The sequence below is a fragment of the Aeromicrobium sp. WCS2018Hpa-31 genome, from assembly GCF_031843905.1.
Taxonomy (GTDB): domain Bacteria; phylum Actinomycetota; class Actinomycetes; order Propionibacteriales; family Nocardioidaceae; genus Aeromicrobium.
This window is the reverse complement of record NZ_JAVTJF010000002.1, coordinates 48,435-67,675: the sequence shown is the minus strand read 5'-3', so window position 1 is coordinate 67,675 and position 19,241 is coordinate 48,435. Positions and strand designations below refer to the sequence as shown.

The 19,241-nt window shown below is 73.4% G+C and carries 19 protein-coding genes and 1 pseudogene; 7 read left to right on the top strand and 13 right to left on the bottom strand.

Features of this window, described 5'->3' with window-relative positions; translation table 11 throughout:
• Positions 1–40: 40 nt before the first annotated feature.
• The 4 genes and pseudogenes from RQG84_RS02265 to RQG84_RS02250 all read right to left on the bottom strand — a co-directional run.
• A pseudogene (locus RQG84_RS02265) lies at positions 41–2,056 on the bottom strand (bifunctional anthranilate synthase component I family protein/class IV aminotransferase); the annotation flags it as partial.
• The gene (locus RQG84_RS02260; protein ID WP_311208664.1) at positions 2,037–4,232 is read right to left on the bottom strand and encodes a DNA polymerase III subunit gamma and tau; all 2,196 of its coding nucleotides are present in this window, start codon (positions 4,230–4,232) and stop codon (positions 2,037–2,039) included. The gene RQG84_RS02260 and the pseudogene RQG84_RS02265, both read right to left, overlap by 20 nt.
• Before the next feature lie 115 nt (positions 4,233–4,347).
• Positions 4,348–4,935, bottom strand: coding sequence for an LON peptidase substrate-binding domain-containing protein (locus RQG84_RS02255; RefSeq protein WP_311208935.1), 588 nt, complete (start codon positions 4,933–4,935; stop codon positions 4,348–4,350).
• Positions 4,936–4,954: 19 nt separating this feature from the next.
• Complete coding sequence (locus RQG84_RS02250; RefSeq protein ID WP_311208663.1) at positions 4,955–5,968, bottom strand: alpha/beta hydrolase; 1,014 nt, start codon at positions 5,966–5,968, stop codon at positions 4,955–4,957.
• A gap of 223 nt (positions 5,969–6,191) precedes the next feature.
• Between RQG84_RS02250 and RQG84_RS02245 the strand changes: the two genes are divergently transcribed.
• Together RQG84_RS02245 and RQG84_RS02240 are read left to right on the top strand one after the other, a co-directional pair.
• Positions 6,192–7,124: an iron-containing redox enzyme family protein gene (locus tag RQG84_RS02245; protein ID WP_311208662.1), complete on the top strand. Its 933-nt coding sequence runs from the start codon at positions 6,192–6,194 to the stop codon at positions 7,122–7,124.
• Complete coding sequence (locus tag RQG84_RS02240) at positions 7,121–7,336, top strand: CDGSH iron-sulfur domain-containing protein (protein WP_056556415.1); 216 nt, start codon at positions 7,121–7,123, stop codon at positions 7,334–7,336. The genes RQG84_RS02245 and RQG84_RS02240 overlap by 4 nt, the downstream gene beginning before the upstream one ends.
• Positions 7,337–7,360: 24 nt before the next feature.
• Here RQG84_RS02240 and RQG84_RS02235 read toward each other — a convergent pair whose 3' ends face one another.
• Positions 7,361–8,545, bottom strand: coding sequence for a zinc-dependent alcohol dehydrogenase (locus tag RQG84_RS02235; protein ID WP_311208661.1), 1,185 nt, complete (start codon positions 8,543–8,545; stop codon positions 7,361–7,363).
• 147 nt (positions 8,546–8,692) lie between these two features.
• Here RQG84_RS02235 and RQG84_RS02230 point away from each other — a divergent pair, with 147 nt between their 5' ends.
• Positions 8,693–9,202 (top strand): hypothetical protein, encoded by a 510-nt coding sequence (locus RQG84_RS02230; protein WP_311208660.1) that lies wholly within the window; start codon positions 8,693–8,695, stop codon positions 9,200–9,202.
• A gap of 47 nt (positions 9,203–9,249) precedes the next feature.
• Here the strand turns inward: RQG84_RS02230 and RQG84_RS02225 are convergent, their stop codons facing one another.
• The 3 genes from RQG84_RS02225 to RQG84_RS02215 form a co-directional block, all read right to left on the bottom strand.
• Positions 9,250–9,435: a hypothetical protein gene (locus tag RQG84_RS02225; RefSeq protein WP_311208659.1), complete on the bottom strand. Its 186-nt coding sequence runs from the start codon at positions 9,433–9,435 to the stop codon at positions 9,250–9,252.
• A gap of 75 nt (positions 9,436–9,510) precedes the next feature.
• Complete coding sequence (locus RQG84_RS02220) at positions 9,511–10,296, bottom strand: sigma-70 family RNA polymerase sigma factor (RefSeq protein ID WP_311208658.1); 786 nt, start codon at positions 10,294–10,296, stop codon at positions 9,511–9,513.
• 75 nt (positions 10,297–10,371) lie between these two features.
• Positions 10,372–10,989 carry a class I SAM-dependent methyltransferase gene (locus RQG84_RS02215; RefSeq protein WP_311208657.1) on the bottom strand — a complete coding sequence of 206 codons (618 nt, stop codon included), beginning with the start codon at positions 10,987–10,989 and terminating at the stop codon, positions 10,372–10,374.
• 177 nt (positions 10,990–11,166) lie between these two features.
• Between RQG84_RS02215 and RQG84_RS02210 the strand changes: the two genes are divergently transcribed.
• A complete protein-coding gene (locus RQG84_RS02210; RefSeq protein WP_311208656.1) occupies positions 11,167–11,823 on the top strand; it encodes a sigma-70 family RNA polymerase sigma factor in 657 nt (218 codons plus the stop codon).
• A 379-nt stretch (positions 11,824–12,202) separates the two neighbouring features.
• On the opposite strand, the gene RQG84_RS02205 is transcribed toward RQG84_RS02210, so the two are convergent.
• The 4 genes from RQG84_RS02205 to RQG84_RS02190 are packed head-to-tail and all read right to left on the bottom strand — an operon-like array spanning position 12,203 to position 15,570.
• Positions 12,203–13,708 carry a fused MFS/spermidine synthase gene (locus RQG84_RS02205; protein WP_311208655.1) on the bottom strand — a complete coding sequence of 502 codons (1,506 nt, stop codon included), beginning with the start codon at positions 13,706–13,708 and terminating at the stop codon, positions 12,203–12,205.
• Between the two features lie 49 nt (positions 13,709–13,757).
• Positions 13,758–14,036, bottom strand: coding sequence for a Rho termination factor N-terminal domain-containing protein (locus RQG84_RS02200; protein ID WP_311208654.1), 279 nt, complete (start codon positions 14,034–14,036; stop codon positions 13,758–13,760).
• Between the two features lie 50 nt (positions 14,037–14,086).
• Entirely contained in the window at positions 14,087–14,944 is an 858-nt protein-coding gene (locus tag RQG84_RS02195) for an SDR family oxidoreductase (protein WP_311208653.1), read from the bottom strand.
• Positions 14,941–15,570 (bottom strand): hypothetical protein, encoded by a 630-nt coding sequence (locus RQG84_RS02190; protein ID WP_311208652.1) that lies wholly within the window; start codon positions 15,568–15,570, stop codon positions 14,941–14,943. The genes RQG84_RS02195 and RQG84_RS02190 overlap by 4 nt, the downstream gene beginning before the upstream one ends.
• 75 nt (positions 15,571–15,645) lie before the next feature.
• Here RQG84_RS02190 and RQG84_RS02185 point away from each other — a divergent pair, with 75 nt between their 5' ends.
• Together RQG84_RS02185 and RQG84_RS02180 are read left to right on the top strand one after the other, a co-directional pair.
• A complete protein-coding gene (locus RQG84_RS02185; RefSeq protein WP_311208651.1) occupies positions 15,646–16,197 on the top strand; it encodes a hemerythrin domain-containing protein in 552 nt (183 codons plus the stop codon).
• A 79-nt stretch (positions 16,198–16,276) separates the two neighbouring features.
• Positions 16,277–17,026, top strand: coding sequence for a GAF and ANTAR domain-containing protein (locus RQG84_RS02180; RefSeq protein ID WP_311208650.1), 750 nt, complete (start codon positions 16,277–16,279; stop codon positions 17,024–17,026).
• A 3-nt stretch (positions 17,027–17,029) separates the two neighbouring features.
• On the opposite strand, the gene RQG84_RS02175 is transcribed toward RQG84_RS02180, so the two are convergent.
• Complete coding sequence (locus RQG84_RS02175; protein WP_311208649.1) at positions 17,030–17,725, bottom strand: GAF and ANTAR domain-containing protein; 696 nt, start codon at positions 17,723–17,725, stop codon at positions 17,030–17,032.
• 100 nt (positions 17,726–17,825) lie between these two features.
• Here RQG84_RS02175 and RQG84_RS02170 point away from each other — a divergent pair, with 100 nt between their 5' ends.
• On the top strand, positions 17,826–19,148 hold the full coding sequence (locus tag RQG84_RS02170) for a threonine/serine exporter family protein (RefSeq protein ID WP_311208648.1): 1,323 nt from the start codon (positions 17,826–17,828) through the stop codon (positions 19,146–19,148).
• The last annotated feature ends 93 nt before the right edge of the window (positions 19,149–19,241 follow it).

The following is a 19,241-nucleotide window of genomic DNA, read 5'->3' as shown; positions in this document are numbered from 1 at the left end:
CGGGCGCCTCCCAGGTGCCGACGCCGACGACCTCACGCACCGGGACCGCCCCGCGCAGCGCGTTGGTGACGAAGACCTCGGACGCAGCGGCCAGGTCGGTGGTGGTGAGCCGACGCTGGTGGAGCGGGACGCCTGCGGCGAGCAGCGCGTCGACCACCCGGGCCCGCTGCGTGCCCGGCAGCACGCGCCCGTCGAGCGGCGGCGTGTGCACCCCGTCGTCGAGGACGCAGAAGACGTTGGTGCGCCCGCCCTCGAGGACGGAACCGTCGACGTCGAGCACCAGCACGTCGTCGGAAGCGTCGAGCGAGGGGACGGCGGAGAGGTCGAGGGGGCCGCGGTCGACCCACTTGTCGGCTCCCCAGCCGCCCGGCACGACCACGGGCGACAGGCGCCAGGTGGCTGGCGCCTCGACGAGGGGGGCATCGACCAGGCGGACGCCCACCGGCACCGGGTCCTCACCGACCCGCTCGGGCTCGGCCGGCACGGCCTCGATCCGCAGCCGGTGCCGCCCGGCGCCCAGGGTCGCTGCCCGCCGGGCGACCGCGTCGTCGAGACCCTCGCGCACGGTGGTGCCGTAGACGGAGCGCACGCTCGCGTCGAGCCGCGCCAGGTGCGCCTCGACGTCGACCGCGCGACCGTCGCGGACGAGGAGGGTGGTGAACACGCCGCGGCGTGCGTCGGCGGCCGACCCGACCGAGCCGTGCACGGGGGTGGGCCGGGGACCGACCGCGGGAGCCACGTCGTCGGTGAGCGTGCCGCCGATCGCCGCGACCACCGGCGCGGCCTTCACGAACACCTCGGCCAGCTCCGCCGCCGGCTCGGAGTCGGCGACGATGCCACCGCCCACGCCGAGCCACGCGCGACCCTCGGCCACCTCGACGGTGCGGATGACCACGTTGGTCTCGAGACCTGCCAGGGGGCTGAGGTGCCCGATGGCGCCGGTGTACGCCTCGCGGCCGGTGGCCTCCAGCGCGGCGGCCACCTCCATGGCCCGGACCTTCGGGGCACCGGTGACCGATCCCGGAGGGAAGGTGGCTCGCAGCAGCTCGGCGTCGCCGACGCCGGGGGCGAGACGGCCGACGACGTCGGACACCAGCTGCCACACCGCATGCCGTTCAGGACGCACGAGGGCGGGGACCCGCACGCTGCCGGGAGCGCTCACCCGGCCGAGGTCGTTGCGCATGAGGTCGACGATCATGACGTTCTCGGCGCGGTCCTTGGCCGAGGCCACGAGCGCTCCGACCGTGGCGGCGTCCTCGCGCGCGTCGAGACCCAGCGGCGCCGTCCCCTTGATGGGCGAGGTGAGCACCTCCTGACCGGTGCGCCGCAGGAACAGCTCCGGCGAGAAGGACAGGACGGCACCGTCCGGGCTCTCGACGTAGGCGCCGTAGGCGGGTCGGAGCCGTTCGGCGCCGGCACAGAAGACGTCGAGCGGATCGCCCTCGAGCGAGGCGCCCAGCCGGGCGCACAGGTTCACCTGGAACAGGTCGCCCGCGTGCACGTGCTCGACGGCGCGCGCCACGGCGGCCTCGTGCTCGGCGGGCGACGGCGTGAGCGTGAACGCGCCCACCCGGTGCTCCCGCGGGGGCGGGGGCGGTCCGTCGAGCAGGTCCAGCACCGGTGCGACGTCGACGTCGCCCAGCCACTCGAGCCACCACGTGCCGCGGGTGCGCCGCAGCACCCAGGCGTAGAACGCCAGCTGGGCGTCGGGACGCGGCACGGGGCGCGACCTCGGCTCCGGGACCCGCTCCACGCGGCCACCCAACCGGTAGCCCCACAGGCCGATCCACCCACCGCCGAACCCGGCACCGGCGTCGTCGACGACGACCGGGAGGGGCAGGTCGAACGGGTCGTCGACGTCGGGGTCGAGCACACGGACCGGGTCGCACGCCACGAGCGCGTCGCCCTGGTGCCACGAGCCGACCAGACCCACGAGCCGGTCGCGGCCGCGCAGCCGCCGCAGGACCGCAAGGGGGTCGTCGGCGAAGTCGAGCCGGCGGCGACGTGCCACCAGGGCGGCTCCGTCGGCGGAACCGTCAGCCGTGGTCGATCTCATCGATCACCCGGGCACCCAGCTCCCGGCTGAGCAGCTGCTCGGGATCGGTGCCCTGGTCGACCACCGGGTCGTCGGGGTGGGCGGACGCGTCGGGGTCCTCCGGCGGGGTCATCGAGGCCGGCTCGCGCATGGCCTGGCGCACCGACTCCGGTGCGCCAACGCCGCGGCCGGCGTCGCCACCGGCGGCCGGAGCGGCCTGGGCCGGCGGCGTGGGAGCCGCAGCCTGGGGCGATGCCGGGGCGGGGTTGCTCGCCGCCCGCGGGTCGGCCGAGGGGTCGACGATGGCGTCGATCCGCCACTGCACCCCGATCACCTGCTGCAGCGCCTTCTGCACGTACTCGGCGGAGCCGCTGGCCATGAAGGAGTCGCGGGCGCCGCTGTTGACCAGGGCGATGGTGAGGGTGGTTCCGTCGAGCGCCTGCACCTGTGCGTTCTGGCTGAGCATGATCCAGGTGAACCGACGCAGGCCCTTGACCACCTCGAGGATCTCGGGCCAGAGCCGACGCACGTCGGCCACGCTCATCCCCCCGGCAGGTGCCGAGGCCGGCTGGGCCTCGGCGGCGGCCGGCTCGGGCTCGCGGGTCGACGGCGGGGACTGGGCCGGCTGGGACCGGGCCGGCTGGGACTGGGCCGGCTGGGACTGGGCTGGCTGGGACTGGGCCGGAGCCGCTGCGGGACGCGCCTGATCGGGCGACGAGCGACGGGGCGCCTCCTGCGGGGGCTGCTGCGGCGCCGACGGCGGGGGTGGCTGATGATCCGGCTCCGGCGGCTCCTCGACGTCCCAGGGCGGCGCGTCGTCGACGGGGGGCCGGGCCGGGTCGGGGGCGGGCGTCTGCCGGGCCGGGGCGGCCTGTGCCGGAGCGGTCTGCTGGGTGGGGGCGGCCTGCGCCGGAGCAGCCTGCGTGGGGACGGGCTGGGCAGGTGCAGGCTGAGCGGGCGCAGGGGCGGCCGCGCTCGGCTGGGCGTCGGCCGGGGCGTCGGCTCCCGTGGCGGCCGACGCGGCGGGGACCCCGCCCATGGAGAGCCGCTTCTCGAGCCGGTCGACGCGGGCCACGACCCCTGAGGCGTCGGAGGCCGGCACGAGGATGCGGGCACACATCAGCTCGAGCAGAAGCCGGGGTGCGGTGGCACCGCGGAACTCGGTGAGCGCCGCGTTGACGAGGTCGGCCATGCGGGTCAGGTCGGCCGGGCCGAACGACGTGGCCTGGCTCTGCAGCCGCTCGGCGCGGTCGCCGGGGACGTCGAGCAGGCCGGTGGCCAGCGCGTCGGGCACGGCGCGCAGCACCACGAGGTCGCGCAGGCGCTGCAGCAGGTCCTCGGCGAAGCGCCGCGGGTCCTGACCGGACTCGATGATCTTGTCGACGACGCCGAACACGGTGCTCCCGTCACCCGCGCCGAACGCTGCGACGGCCTCGTCGAGCAACGAGTCGGGGGTGTAGCCGAGCAGCTGGACGGCGAGGTCGTAGGTCACGCCCTCGGGCCCGGCGCCGCCGAGGAGCTGGTCGAGCACGCTCAGGGTGTCGCGCACGGAGCCGGCTCCGGCGCGCACCACGAGCGGCAGGGCCGCCGGCTCGAGCCGCACGCCCTCGGTCTCGCTCAGCTGGTTCAGGTAGTCGCCCAGCGCCTTGGGCGGCACGAGCCGGAAGGGGTAGTGGTGGGTGCGCGACCGGATGGTGCCGATGACCTTGTCGGGCTCGGTGGTGGCGAAGATGAACTTGAGGTGCGGCGGCGGCTCCTCGACTAGCTTGAGCAGCGCGTTGAAGCCCTGCGGGCTCACCATGTGCGCCTCGTCGATGATGTAGACCTTGTAGCGGCTGCTGATGGGCGCGAAGAAGGCCCGCTCGCGCAGGTCGCGGGCGTCGTCGACGCCACCGTGGCTGGCGGCGTCGATCTCGATGACGTCGACGCTGCCCGGCCCGCCCCGGGCGAGGTCGCGGCAGCTCTGGCACTCGCCGCAGGGGTCCGAGACCGGCGCCTGCTCGCAGTTGAGTGCGCGGGCGAGGATGCGGGCGCTGGTGGTCTTGCCGCAGCCACGAGGCCCCGAGAACAGGTAGGCGTGGTTGACCCGGTTGGCCGCGAGCGCGTGCCGCAGCGGGTCGGTGACGTGCTCCTGACCGATCACCTCGGCGAACGTCTCGGGACGGTACCGGCGGTAGAGGGCGAGAGGGGCATCCACGCGCCTGAGCCTAGGACATGGCGCCCACATCACCGAGGCCGTCGTGGACGGCCTCGGTGGACCCGGAGCCTGCCCGACCCACCGGCGTCGCTCGAACGACGTGGAGAGGCAGGCCCTAGCTGCCCGGGCCGAAGGCCTCGTGCATCTGGACCGCCTGGTCGTAGGCGTCGTCGACGGCGGCGAGGAGCTGACGGGCGCGGGTGGAGCGCAGCAGCGCGAGCCGGTCGTAGGGACCGAGCGGGCAGGCGTCCGCGAGGTGCCAGCAGGCGGCGAGCAGACCGTGCGGAGGCGGTTCCGGCGCCATGATGCCCAGACGCAGCGACGCGGCGACCGCACGGTCGTGCACGGCGGCCACCTCGGCGCGGTCGACGTCGGGCACCAGGTCAGGGAGGTCGCGCACCCGGGCCCGCGGGTACGGGTCCTCGGGAAGCCAGCCCTCCACCTCGACGCGGCGTCCGCCCTGCACCACCATGCCGACGTCGGACTCTCGCGGCTCGGCCTGGACGATGCGCCCGACCGTGGCCGTGGAGAACCGCGCGTCCCCGCCGCCGGCCTCGTGGCCGCGCTCGATGAGGACGAAGCCGATCTCGGGCTCCTCGGCCTGCAGCACGTCCTGCAGCATCTCCAGGTAGCGCGGCTCGAACAGCCGCAGCGGCAGCAGCCCGCCCGGCAGCAGCACGGTGCCGAGCGGGAACATCGGCATGGCACTCACGGGGACAGGTCTACCCCACCGGGGCGTCCCCCGCAGACGACACGATCGCGGTGGCTCGCAGCCAGGCGTCGACGGCGTCGTAGGCGGCCTCCCGCGGCTCCTTCAGCGAGAGGAAGACGTCGTGGCGGGCGTCGGGAATCGGCAACGACGTCACGGCGTCGCCGAGGCAGCCGGCCCACCGCGCGATCTGCTTGACGTCCAGCACGGCGTCGGCCCGGTCGACCTGCTCGCTCCACGAGCGGGCGAACCGGGTCTTGTCCGAGCGCAGCACCAGCGACGGCACGCCGACGTCGAGGCCGCGGTGCAGACGCGCGTGTCCGGCCCGGACCGCACCGAGCCACCCGTAGGTGACGCGGAAGCCGTCGAGCGGCTTGAGCACGGTGTCGTAGTCCCACTCGCCGTGTCCGCTGACGTGCAGGCTGCTGCCGTACGCGTCGGTCGGCGGCAGCTTCATCACGTCGAACGGCTTGATCCGTCCGACGCCACGGATGGCGAGCGTGCCCACCGTCCGCATCCACGGCTTGCCCTGCAGGTCGAACCATGGGCTGTTGAGCACCAGCCCGCTGATGCCCGCGCCGCGCGAGCCCCCGGGACGCTGGTTGAGACGATGGAGCCACAGCGGCAGCACGAGCCCTCCCGTGGAGTGGCCCGACAGCAGCACCGGACCCCCGGGCACCTCCTCGCGCACCACGGCCAGGGCGCGGTCCAGCTCGGCGTCGTAGAGGGCGAGGTCGGTGACGTGGTGAGCCGTCTGGCCCTCCCGACGCGAGCGGCCGCACTTGCGCAGGTCGAGCGCGTAGAACGCGAAGCCCCGGTCGGTGAAGAACTCCGCAAGCTCCTTCTGGAAGAAGTAGTCGCTGAAGCCGTGCACATAGAGGACGGCGCGCTCCGCGGCCGCCGATCCGGTCCAGGTGCGGCGCACGAGCGTGGCGAACACCTCGCCCTGGCCGTCGGGGTCGTCGCCCAGCTCGAACGTGCGCTGCTCGTAGCCCTCGCCCAGCATGTCGGGCTGCCAGTCGCTCATCGTGCCTCCTCGGGGTCCGAGGAGACTCTAGAGGACGGGGCCCACGCCAGAGGCGTCGTTCGTCGAGGCCGGCTGTGCGGAACAGGGGCGGAGCAGGGGCGGCGCGGCCCGGCCCCGCACTGCGTGAGGCGGGCCGGGGCCGCGTCACCCACCTCCCACGTACCCGGTGCGCACCGAGTCAAACCTCACGTGTGGCGGCACCTACCCGGGGTACGTCAGGGTCATGAGGATCCCCACGCCGTGCGGCCCGGTCAGCCAGGCCGTGCACGACCACCTGACCACGCTGCGCCCGCTTCCCGACCTCCTGGACGCACCGGCACCGACCACCCGTGACCACGCCCTCGCGCTCTGGACGCTGTACGAGCTCGCGTACCGCGGCTTCGACGGCGTCGACCCGGACCTGGAGTGGTCGCCGGAGGTGCTGAGGCTGCGGAACCGTCTGGGTCGTGACCTCGAGGCCTGGTTGCGCGAGGCGTTCGCGACCTCGACCGGCCCCCGCGACCTCGCCGGCCTCGTCGAGGCCGACGGCGACGTCCCCGGCGTCGCCCGCTTCGTCCGCGAGAGCGCCGATGCCGACGACGTCCGCCGCATCCTCGTCCAGCGCAGCATCTACCACCTCAAGGAGGCCGACCCGCAGTGCTTCGTGCTGCCGCGGCTCGGGAACGCCGCGAAGGCCGGGCTGGCCGAGCTGCAGTACGACGAGCTCGGCGACGGGCAGGCGGACCGTCTGCACGCGCACCTGTTCGAGCGGGCGATGGAGGCGGCAGGGCTCGACCCGACCTACGGCGCCTACGTCGACGAGGCGTCCGAGGAGACGTTGACGCTCAGCAACGCGATGTCGCTGCTGTGCCTGCACCGACGTCTGCGGCACGCGGCCCTGGGCCACCTGGCGGCCTTCGAGGCCACCAGCTCGCTCCCGAGCGCCGACATGGTGCACGGCCTGCGCCGTCTCGGCTTCGACGAGACGGTCGCGCTCTACTACGACGAGCACGTCGAGGCCGACGCGGTGCACGAGCACCTGGCCCGCACGCTCTGCGAGCTGGAGACCGGTGGGGACCCGCAGCTCGAGGACGAGGTGGGGTTCGGCGCCTTCGTGTGCGTCTTCGTCGAGGAACGCTGCGCCGTCGACCTCCTCGGCGCGCCGGTGCCGGCATGAGCGACCGCAGGGAGGCGATGATCCGCGGGGCGCAGGCCGGCCCTCGCCTGGTGCGCGACCTCGGCTTCGTCGTGGCGCCCGACGGGACGGCGGTGCAGGCCCAGCGGCCGGTGGTCGCCCTGTGCCGCTGCGACGCCACGGCGCGCGGCCCCTGGTGCGACGGGACGCACAAGCTGATCGCCCGACGTGCCGCGGCCGGCCCCCACCCGTGAGGGGGAGCCGGCCGCGCGCGTCCCTCAGAGGCTGGGGTCGAAGACGACCTTGACGGCGCCGTCGTCCTTGCGCTGGAAGATGTCGTACGCGCGCGGCGCGTCCTCCAGAGCCAACCGGTGGGTGGCGAAGGACTCGAGGCCCAGCGGGTCGTCGGCGCGCTCCGCGAGCGGCATCAGGTCGTCGACCCACCTCTTCACGTTGGCCTGTCCCATCCGCAGCGTCACCTGGCGGTCGAAGAGCTGCTGCATGGGCATCGGGTCGTGCGTGCCCGTGTAGACGCCCGACAGCGAGACCGTGCCGCCGCGGCGCACCAGCTGGGTGGACAGGTGCAGCGCGGCCAGCCGGTCGACGCTGGCCGAGGTCATGGCCTGCTTCGCCAGGCCGTCCGGGAGGAGGCCGACGGCCTTCTGCAGGGCCGACGGGGCCGGCGATCCGTGCGCCTCCATGCCGACGGCGTCGATCACGCCGTCCGCGCCACGACCCGACGTGAGCTCGAAGACCGTCTCCACGACGTCGTCGTCCTCCACGTGCAGGGTCTCGACGCCCCGCTCGCGGGCGCGCTCGAGCCGCTCGGGCACCAGGTCGATGCCGATGACCCGGATGCCCTGCTGCAGCGCGAGACGGGCGGCCATGTCGCCGATCGGGCCGAGTCCGACGACGGCGAGCGTGTCGCCCTCGTGCACGTCGGCGTACCGGACGGCCTGCCACGCCGTGGGCATCACGTCGGACAGGTAGACGTAGCGCTCGTCGGGCAGGTCGGGACCCACCTTGATGGCGCCGTAGTCCGCGTGCGGCACGCGCAGGTACTCGGCCTGACCGCCAGGAACGCTGCCGTACAGCTCGCTGTAGCCGAACAGGGCTGCTCCCGTGCCGTGCGAGCGCACCTGGGTGGTCTCGCACTGCGTCTGCAGCCCCTTGCGACACATGAAGCACTGGCCACACGAGATCTGGAACGGCACGACGACGCGGTCGCCGACCTCGAGGTTGGTGATGTCGCTGCCGACCTCCACCACCTCGCCCATGGTCTCGTGCCCCAGCACGTCACCGGCGTTCATGAAGGGACCCATCACCTCGTACAGGTGCAGGTCGGAGCCGCACAGACCGGTCCTGGTGACCTTGAGCACGACGTCGCCCGGATCCTCGATGCGAGGGTCCGGCACGTCCTGCACCTGGATGTCACGTCGGCCCTGCCACGTCACTGCTCTCACGGTCGTCCTCCTCGCGTCGGTGGTGTTCCTCCGACGCGTACCCGCCGGGCGCGAGACCATGCGCGGCATGGTCCGGCCGGGAGCGGGTACATGCTGGGCACAGACCTCGACCACGAGCGGGACCACGCCCGCCCCGAAGGAGCACCCATGCCCTCCCCCATCTCCGCGATCGTGCCGGGCGGATCACCGATCGCCCACCACGTGCACACGCACCTCGCAGGCTCGGCCGCGGGCATCGACCTGTTCGACCGCAGCGCCGACGCGCAGCTCGATCCCGAGATCGGGAACACGGTGCGCACGATCCACGGCGAGCTCGTGGACGAGCGACGCCGGTTGCGCCGCATGGCCGACGACCTCGGTGTCGGCGAGTCCAAGGCGCTCACGCTCGCGGCCCAGGCCGGCGAACGCCTCGGGCGGCTGAAGCCGAACGGCTCCCTGACGCAGCGCACCGACATGACCGACCTCGTCGAGCTCGAGGCGATGCGCACGGCGGTCGCGGGCAAGCGCGCCGGCTGGCAGGCGCTGCTGTCGGTCGTCGACGTCCACCCGGCGCTGGACCGCGCCGAGCTGGAGGACCTCGTCGCCCAGGCCGAGTCGCAGCAGGACCGGCTCGAGCAGGCTCACACCCAGGCAGCGGCCCGGGCGCTCGTGCGCTGACCGACGGCCGGGTGGGGGTCCACCCCGCCCCGGCCGCCCCGTCCAGGTCAGGACGACGCGTCGTCGCCCTCCTCGCCACCGTTCTCGTCGTCCTCCAGCTCGGAGGCGTCGAGCGACGGCTCCGTCGGGGGAAGGTCGGCGTCGGGCTCGGTGTCGGGCGACGTCGCGGGGTCGACCGGTGCGTGGTCGTTGGTCCCGGGACCGGACTGGGGGCTGCTTCCGAAGGTGCTCATGTCCCAGGACTACCCTCGATCGGCCTGCCTCACACCTCGACGACGCACCGTGGAACCCGGCGCCTCGCCGAGGGGTCAGCCGTCGAGCGGTCCGATGCGCTCGCGCACCCGCTGCAGCACTGCCGTCAACCGGCGCGAGACCTGCATCTGCGAGACCCCGAGCTCGGCGCCGATGTCGCGCTGGGTCCGGTCCTCGACGAAGCGCATGTGCAGCAGCCGACGGTCCTGCTCGTCGAGGGAGCGCAGCGCCGGCATCGCCGTCTGGAGCCGGTCGACCGCCTCGTGTCCGGGATCGACCGCTCCGATCCGCTCGTGCGCGAAGGTGCCGTCGGCGGGCGACGGCACGTCGAGCGACCGGGGCGCGAAGGCGTCGTGCGCGGCGTCGGCCTCGCGGACCTCGGCCACGCCGATCCCGAGGCGCTCGGCGACGTCCTCGGCGCTCGGCTCGTGGGTGCCGGTGCTGCGGAGCTCGTCCCTGGCAGCCGACACCGACATCTGCAGCTCCTGGAGCGAGCGCACCGGCCGGATGGTCCAGCCGCGGTCACGGAAGTGTCGTCGCAGCTCGCCCAGGACCGTGGGCACGGCGTAGGCGGCGAAGGAGCGGCGTTCGGGGTCGAAGCGGCGGATCGCCTTCACGAGGCCGAGGCGCGCCACCTGGTCGAGGTCGTCGTCGGCGATGCCGCGGCCGCGGTACCGGCGCGCCAGGCGGCCTGCCATGGGGATGTAGTCGGCCACGACGTCGTTCTGCAGCTCGCGACGTCGGTCGGCGGGCGCCTCGGCCGCTCGTCGCAGACGCTCACCGGTGGCGACGTCGGGATCCTGGACCGCGCTGGCGGTGGGGGCGGGGAGGGTGGTGGTCATGCACATGCCTCTCGTCGAACGAGATCGGCTGCTGACTCAACCTGTCCCCCACGGAACCACGGTTCGGCGGGTCCTTCAACTCGAACGGGGCGTGGGCGCCACGAGCGCCACCACGCCGCTCGATCCTTCCTGTCCCTCCTCGCGCACCTCGACCACCTCGAGGCCCACCCAGGTGAAGGGGCGTTCCAGCAGCTCCACCTGCTCCCGGCTGCCGAGCTGGAGGAGGAGCCGTCCGGTCGGCTCCAGGTGCTTGGCCGCCACCCGGACGCATCGGCGGGCCACCTCGAGTCCGTCGATCCCGCCGTCGATCGCCCAGAGCGGGTCGGCGGGATGCTCACCCACCCGCTGCGTCGGCACCCACGGCGGATCCGCGACGACCAGGACGAACCGCTCGTCCTCACCGAGCACGGCGTCGAACTGACCTTCGCGGACCTCCACGTCCTCGGTCACGCGCTCGGCGTTCACGCGGGCGAGCTCGCAGGCTCGGGGAGCCGCGTCGACCATCACCAGTCGACGTCCGGTGCCGTGGACCGCCGCGAGGCCGATCTGGCCGGCCCCGGAGCACAGCTCGAGCACGTCACCCTCGGGGAGGGAGGTCAGCAGCTCGGCCGCCCATCGCGACTGGGCGTACGTCCATGGTCGCGGCAGCAGCACGGTGTCGTCGACGTCGATCGACAGGGGACCGAACGGCACGGTCCGCACGGTCGGGTGCGCGGTCGGGGCGGGGGCGGTCTGTCCTGGGGTGTCCACGCACAGGACGTACCCGCTCGTGGGCTGCACGAACCGCCGGGTTGCGGATCCCCGAAGGCCGGTCCAGGCTGGATCTCAGGTTGAGCAGCAGCCGTCGTCGCCCCGACTCGGGAGGTCGACATGGCTCAGACCATGCGCACGGGCTCGCTCATCCAGGATCATCTGCCGCTCGCGGCGCATCTGGCTCGCCTCTACCGCGGCCGCGGCGTCGAGGACGACGACCTGCTCCAGGTCGCCCGTCTCGCACTCGTCAAGGCGGCGGACCGCTTCGACCCTGATCGCGGAGACTTCGCGCCCTACGCGGCCAGCACCATCCGCGGCGAGATCAAGCGCTACTTCCGCGACCACGCCTGGAGCGTGCGACCACCGCGCCGACTGCAGGAGCTGCAGGCGCGCATCGCAGCGGAGACCGTCGTCGGAGCCTCCTGGACGGAGGACCCCGAGGGGATCGCCGCCCAGCTCGGCGTGGGTGTCGCCGACGTGCGCGAGGCTCTGGCCGCCGGCAGCTGCTTCACGGCGGACGCCCTCCAGGACGGCACGGGCGCCACGGCTCGAGCGGACGACGGCTTCGACCGGGTCGACGCCTGGCTGACCGTGCGGTCGCTGCGGACCACGCTGTCCGACGACGACCGACGCCTGCTCGCGTGGCGCTTCGTCGACGAGCTGCCCCAGCGCGAGATCGCGACCCGGCTCGGCATCAGCCAGATGCAGGTCTCACGGCGCTTGTCGGCCCTGCTGGGGCGGCTGCGTCGCGAGGTGGGTGACGTCGCGGCCTGACGGGCGCGCACACCGAGGGTCGGGCCGATGGGTCGACCCGAGGCGGGCAAGTAGGGCAAGGAGGGCAAGGAGGGCAAGCCTTCTCCCTTCTCGTGGACCGTTCCACACGAAGGGAGCATCCCTGCCTGGAAGGCGCCCTTTTGTCGCCACGATTCTTCCTTCGCGAGGCACGGTCCACACGAAGGAAGAATCGTGCGTGGATCCCGCACAGAGGGAGAATCGTGGCCGCGCCCCGCAGACCCAGCCGGGCCGAGAACCCCCGCTCCGGTTGAGGCCCTTTCGGAGACCACCCCGACTCGCAGCCACAGCGACGCAGCAGCCGGCGAGAGCACAGCCGCACGGGAAGGTCCGGCGGCAGCGAGGACCCGCTCGGCGAAGGTCAGGGGGTGAGCAGCTGGTCGACCGGGGCGTAGTCGTCCGTCAGCTCGGCCGCGTTCCCGACCCAGGCGTCGAGGTCGTCACCGTCGGTGACCTCCCACCCCACCTGGCGCTCACCCAGTCCGGCGCGCACCGCATCGACGTCGACCGGTCGCTCCGACGCCGCCACCACGATGTTGCCGCCGCCCGGTCCGGGGCCGTCGGCCGGCCAGCCGAGCACCGCCACGTGCGGCCAGCGCTCCTGGACGGTCCGCACCTCTGCGCGGGCGAAGTCCAGCGAGCCGTGGTCGATCACGTTGAGCACGTAGACGCCGTCGTCGTCGAGGGCCTCGTGCACCTCCTCGGCCATCTCGCGGGTGGTCAGGTGCCACGGCACGCTCACGCCGCCGAAGGCGTCACCGACCACGAGGTCGAGGCTGCCGGGCTCGACGTCGCGCAGCCCGAGCCGGGCGTCCTCGACCCGCACCTGCAGGGCGTCGCTGGTCTCGAGCCCCAGCTCGTCGCGGTCGAGCTGCACCACGCCGCCGTCGATCTCCGAGACCACGCTCGTGGTGCCCGGGCGCGTCGAGGCCAGCCACCGGGGCATCGTCACGCCACCGGCGCCCAGGTGGTGCGCGGCCAGCGGCTCCGGCGTCGGGAACATCGCGTCGATCACGGCGGCATAGCCGCGGGTGTAGGCGAACTCGAGGTACTCGGGGTCAGAGAGGTCCACGAAGGAGTGGCGCAGGCCGTCGAGCACGAGCAGGCGGCCGTCGGGGGTGGATCCCCCCGGCTCCACCGACGCGCAGTGATAGGTGGTCTCGACCTCGCAGCCGCCGGGCGCCAGGGCCGCGGTGCCACCGACGAGCACCGCGCCGCCGACGGCGAGCAGGCCGAAGCCCGGCCCGCGCAGACGCAGCTCCAGCACGGCGGCGGCCACGGCCAGGAGCACCCCGAGGCCGACCAGGATCACGCTCACCCGGACGTGCGAGATGAGCACGAAGCCCGTCAGCACGGTGCCGACGATGGCGCCCACGGTGCCGATGCCCGAGAGGCGACCGACGACCGTCCCGGTCTCGTCGAGGGTGCGCAGCAGCAGCTTGGTCACCATCGGCGTCACTGCCGAGAGGAGGGCGCCCGGCACCACGATCGTCGCGGCGGCCACCAGGTACAGCAGCCCCACGGACTCGGGATCGGCCACGCTGCGCACCGCGAACGGCGTGGCGGCGATGACGACGCCCGAGATCGCGAGCAGCGGCGCGAGGGCCCGGCGCGGGTCGATCGTGTCGGCGGCCCTGCCACCGGCCCACGAGCCCGCCGCGATGGCCGCCAGGGCCAGACCGATGACCGTGGTCGACGTCTCGAGGGTGAGGCCGAGGTACGGCGCGAGCAGCCGCAGCGCGACGATCTCGACCACCAGCACCGCGGCGGACGATCCGAACACCAGGACGGCCGCGGCGAGGTCGCTCAGCGGTGGCGGCCCGCTCCCGGGGGCGGGCACGGCGCTGGAGGACTCTCCGTCGGTCATGCCGACAGTCTTCCAGCCGTTCCCACCCCCGCAGGGTGGACGGCGTCCCTCAGTGGTTGCGCAGCTTCTCGATCAGCTCGTCCTTGCGCAGGTCCGAGTAGCCTTCGAGACCGAGCTCCTTGGCCCGGCCGCGCAGGTCGTCGACCGTCCAGTCCTCGTAGGAGCCGGACTCGCCTCCGCGCTTGCCGACGGTCTTCTCGCCGTCGCGGGCGGCCGCGTTGGAGATCCGGGCGGCCTTCTCCTTCGAGGCTCCGTCGTCCCGGAGCGCCTCGTACATCTCGGGGTTCTTCAGCGACGGCTCGTCGCTCGCGTCCTTGCCTGCCGGCATGGCGCACCTCCTGTCGTTCGGTTCTCTGGTTCGATCGTGGCACCGTCCGGTCAGAAGACCGGCTTGCCGCCCGTCACGCCCAGCACCGTGCCGGACACGTAGCTCGCGTCGCGCTCCGACGCCAGGAACACGAAGGCAGGCGCCACCTCGGCCGGCTGGCCCGCGCGTCCCAACGGGGTGTCGGAGCCGAACTGCTCGATCTTCTCCGCCGGCTGGGTGGCGGGTTGCAGCGGCGTCCAGATGGGGCCGGGCGCCACCGCGTTCACGCGGATGCCGTCGGCCCCGAGCTCGGCGGCCAGGTTCACGGTCAGGTTGTTGAGCGCCGCCTTGGTGGAGGCGTAGTCCAGCAACGACGTCGACGGCTCGTAGGCCTGGATCGACGTGTTGTTGATGACGTTGCCCCCGCGCTCACGCAGGTGCGGCACTGCCGCACGGGTCAGCCAGAACGCGGCGTAGAGGTTCGTCTTCAGCACGCGGTCGAGGTTCTCGTCGGTCAGCGCCTCGATGCCTTCCTCGCGCGCCATCTGATACCCGGCGTTGTTCACCAGCACGTCGAGACCGCCGAGCTCTCCGACGGTCTGGGCGACCACGTCGTCGCACGCCGAGCGGTCGCGCAGGTCGGCCTCCAGGGCCAGCACGCGACGGCCCGCCTCGGCGACCAGGCGGCCGGTCTCGGCCGCGTCGTCGCTCTCGTCGGGCAGGTGCGTGAAGGCGACGTCGGCGCCCTCGCGGGCGTAGGCGATCGCAACGGCGCGGCCGATGCCGGAGTCACCGCCGGTCACCAGGGCGACCTTGCCCTCCAGGCGGCCGTGGCCGACGTAGGACTCCTCGCCGTGGTCCGGCTGGGGGTCCATCGCCCCCGTGCTGCCGGGCGGGTCCTGCTGCTGGGCGGGGAAGCCGTCACTCATCGGATCCCCGTCTCGTCGGGGGCCGGCGTCGGCTCGAGGGGGACCTCGGGCACGTCGTCCGGGTCGTCGGGCTCGATCGGCTGCACGTCGGGCTCGGCTCCCGGGTCGGATGCGGGGTCCGCGTCCGGCTGGGGAACGGCGAACGGGTCGTCAGGAGCGATGGTCATGGTGATTCCTTCCGTTGTCGTGCACACGTCGACGTTCGCTTGGATCGTCAGACCTTGCATCTCGGGCTCGTCCTCGAGGACCGCGCTCGCGCCGTCGGGCGTGGCGGGCTCCAGGACCATGAGCCGCAGACCCGGCACGTCCTGCGCGGTCGTCCACGCCGCCACCCGGGAGATGGCGGCCAGGACGCCGGGAGCGGCCAGCTCCCCGCCCGCGCGACGAGCCTGGGCGTCGGGCCCCGTGGAGTACCGCAGCACCACGACGAAGCGGCGCTCCGCCACGCGGTGCCAGAGGGACTGCACCTCGGCGTCCGGCTCGACAGCGGCCGGCACCAGGCACAGCACGGCGTCCGTGGCGGGGTCGTCCTCGAGGTCCCGCAGGTGTGCCACGTCCTCGGCATGAGCGATGCTCAGCACCAGGGCCGATCGTCGGCCCTGTTCCAGTCCGATTCGGGTCGTCATGGGCGCGACGTACCCAGGACCGGGCGCGTCATGCACCGACGTGCGCGACCGATCGCGGGTGCCTACGCTCGCGCCATGACCTCCTCCACCACCATCGACCTGGGCCGGCCCGTCTCGGGCGACGTCATCGAGCTGATCCTCGACGACCACCGCCGCTTCGAGGACCTGCTGCGCCAGCTGCGCAGCACCGCGTCGGACCGCGACGCCGTGCGCCAGGCGTTCTCGGCCCTGCACGTCGCGCACGCGGAGGCCGAGGAGCGCCACGTGTACCCGCAGCTGAAGAAGCGGCGCGCCGTCGACGCCCACGAGGCCGACCACGGCGAGCACGAGCACGCCGAGGGCAACGAGGCCCTGCTCGCGGTCATGGAGTGCGCCGCCACCGACACGCAGAAGTTCGACGACGCCGTCGAGGAGCTGACCCGGCTCGTCAGCCACCACCTCACCGAGGAGGAGCTGACCATCCTCAACCCGGCGCGCGAGGAGCTCGGTCCCGAGGTCCTCGCGAAGCTCGGCGAGGCCTTCGCGACGGAGCGCAACGAGCAGATCGACGCGGACTGCGGACGACTGGACAACCTCCGACGCATCGTCCGCGAGGCGCGGAGCGAGGGTCTCATCGACGAGGAGTGACCCGGCGTGGGTCGGACCACACCGATGTGGTTCGCTACCCCTCGGTTGAGCAGCAGCCGACGACCTCACGCACCAGGAGGTGGTCGCGCTGACCCGTCCTGCTCCACCCCCGTCGCCGTCCTCGCCCGAGGCCTCGGGCTCCACGACCGCCGGGCAAAGCCCCTCGGCGTCCTCGGCCTTCCGCGTCCAGCCACCGCCCACCGAGTCGGTCGCGCACCGCATCGCCTCGCTCGCGCTCGCCGTGGTCCCGTGCGATGCCGCCGCCGTGACGGTGCCGGTCGCCTCGGGTCGACCGGCCATCGCGGCGACGTCCTCCCAGGCGATGGAGGCGCTCCGTCTCCCGGGAGGCCCAGGAGCCGGTTCCTCGCTCGCCGACGTCGGCCCCGCCGGCCACGTCCACGTCCGGGACACCGCCGATGAACCGCGCTGGCGCGACTGGGGTCGCGAGGTCGCGACGCTGGGCCACCGGTCGGTCGTCGTGGTGCCGTTGTCCAGCCGCAGCGGCGAGCCCGGCCGGCTCGACCTCTACGCCGAGGACCCGGACGCGTTCGACGACGAGGCGTGCCTGCGCGCCACCGAGCTGGGCGGTCTCGCCTCCGTGGCGATCGGCGTCGCGCACGACCGCGACGGACTGCGCCGCGCCCTCGACGCTCGCGGCGACATCGGCATCGCCGTCGGCGTGCTCGTGGAGCGCTACGGGCTGACGGTCGACGCCGCCTTCCAGGTGCTCGTGCGCCACTCGCAGCACCACAACGTCAAGCTTCGCGACGTCGCGCGTCGGCTGGTCGAGGAGGGCGACCTGCCGGACGAGGGGTCCTGGGAGGCCTGACGGTCAGCCGATGCCCGGCAGGTTCCGCGTGTCGACCAGCTCGTGTGCGACCTTCGCCAGCTTCACGTTGTGGTGCTGCGAGTAGCGCACGAGCACCGCGAAGGCCTGGTCGGCGTCCACGCCGAAGCGCTCCATGAGGATGCCCTCGGCCTGACCGATCACCGTGCGGCTGGCGAGGGCCTCCTGCAGCGACGCCCGCTCCTGCGACGACGCGATGGCGATGGCGGCGTGGCTCGCGAGGTGACGGGCTGCCTCGCGGTCGGCCTCGTCGAACGCGTCGACGGAGGTGCCGTAGAGGTTCAGGGCACCGAGGCCGCGGTCGTCGAGGTTCAGCTGCACGCAGAACATGGCCCGGACACCGGCCTCGACCACCTCGGGACGCCACCGCGGCCAGCGCTCCTCGGTGGTGAGGTCGGGTGCATCCACCTCGTCGGCGTGCAGAGCGTCGACGCACGGCCCCTCGTGCAGCGTGTGCTGGAGGTCGTCGGCCCGGGCGACGAGCTCGCTGGTGGGGGCCACGGTCTCGATGCGGCCCCGAGCACGGACCAGCGAGACACCCGCGTCGGAGGCGCCGCGGACCAGCTCGAGCGCCAACGACGTCAGGCGCTCGGCGGTGCGTTCCGCGGTGGGCTGGGTGGCCAGCTCGCGGGCCATCGCCGCCAGCCGTTCGTCGAGCCCGTCGTCTACCTGTTCCGCCATGTCGAGGATCCTCCTGCAGGGGAGGATACCGAGGTCCGGGCCTTGCCTTCACCACTCGCGATCCGGACACCCTTGGAGGCTCGCTGCCCCACCCGGCACCATGGTCCGCGTGACGGACTCCAAGGACGTGCAGCGCACGCTCGACCTCGCCCTGAGGATCGGCGAGATGCTGCTGTCCAACGGTGCGGGTGCGGCCGACGTGACCGCCACGATGGCCTCGGTGACCCATCACCTCGGACTGCGGCAGACGCTGGTCGACGTGACCTTCACGTCGCTCACGCTGAGCCACCAGGAGAGCGTGGACGACCTGCCGATCGTCATGCGCCGGCACGTGACCCACCGCGAGGTCGACTACGCCGACCTGACCGCCGTCGACCTGCTCGTCAACGCGCTGCTCACCGGCGAGATCGACCGCGAGGAGGCCGCGTCCCGCGTGGCTCGGATCGCCTCCACCGGCCACCCGCGGCCGCGCTGGGCGATCACGGCCAGCTGGGGCCTCACCGGCGCGGGCGTGGCGCTCCTGCTGGGCGGCGACTGGATCGTGCTGGCCGTGGCCGGGGTCGCGGGTGCTGCGATCGAGGTGCTGCAGCGACGGATCGAACGTCTGCGGCTGCCCTTCTTCTACTCCCAGGTGGCCGGGGCACTCCTTGCCACGCTCATCGCGGTGGCCGTGGCCGCGACGCCCGCCGAGGTCAACCCGTCCCTGGTCGTGACGGCGGCGATCATCATGCTGCTCGCCGGACTCGGCTTCATCGGTGCCATCCAGGACGCGCTCACCGGCTTCTCGATCACCGCCAACGCCCGGATCATGGAGGTGATGATCGCGACCGTCGGCATCATCGTCGGCGTCTCCGCCGGTCTGCAGGTCGGCGAGTGGCTGGGGGTCGACTTCGCCCTGGACCCGGGGGCGTCCGGGCTCTCGCAGCTGCCCCAGGTGATGGCGGGGGCCGGCCTGACCGCCGCCGCCTTCGCCCTCTCGGCATACTCGCCCAAGCGCATCGTGGTGCCCATCGGTCTGCTCGCCGCCGTCACCTCGGGCGCCTACGCCGCGCTCACCCAGGCCGACGTCGGCCGGCCGGCCGCCGCCGGCGTGGCCGCGTTCGCCGTCGGCTTCGTGGGCTACTCCGTCGCCCGCCGGTTCCGGGTGCCGCCGCTCGTGGTGGTCGTCTCGTGCATCGTGCCGCTGCTGCCGGGTCTGTCCATCTTCCGGGCCCTGTCACTGCTGGCGGGCGAGAACCTGCTCGGCCTGCTCTGGATGATCACCGCCGGCGGCGTCGCCGTGGCGCTCGCGTCCGGTGTGCTCCTCGGCCAGTACGTGGCCCAGCCGCTCGGGCGGGAGGCGCGTCGGCTCGAGCGTCGACTGGCCGGACCCCGCCTCGTCGGGCCCCTGCGCGCTGCCGCCGCGCGCCGCCAGAAGGGCTGAGCGAGCCGGGCCCGGGGGCCCTCGTTCGTCGAGCCGTGGGACCCGGCACCTGGCAGGGTGTCGGGTGCAGCGCGTATCGTGACGATTAAGCAA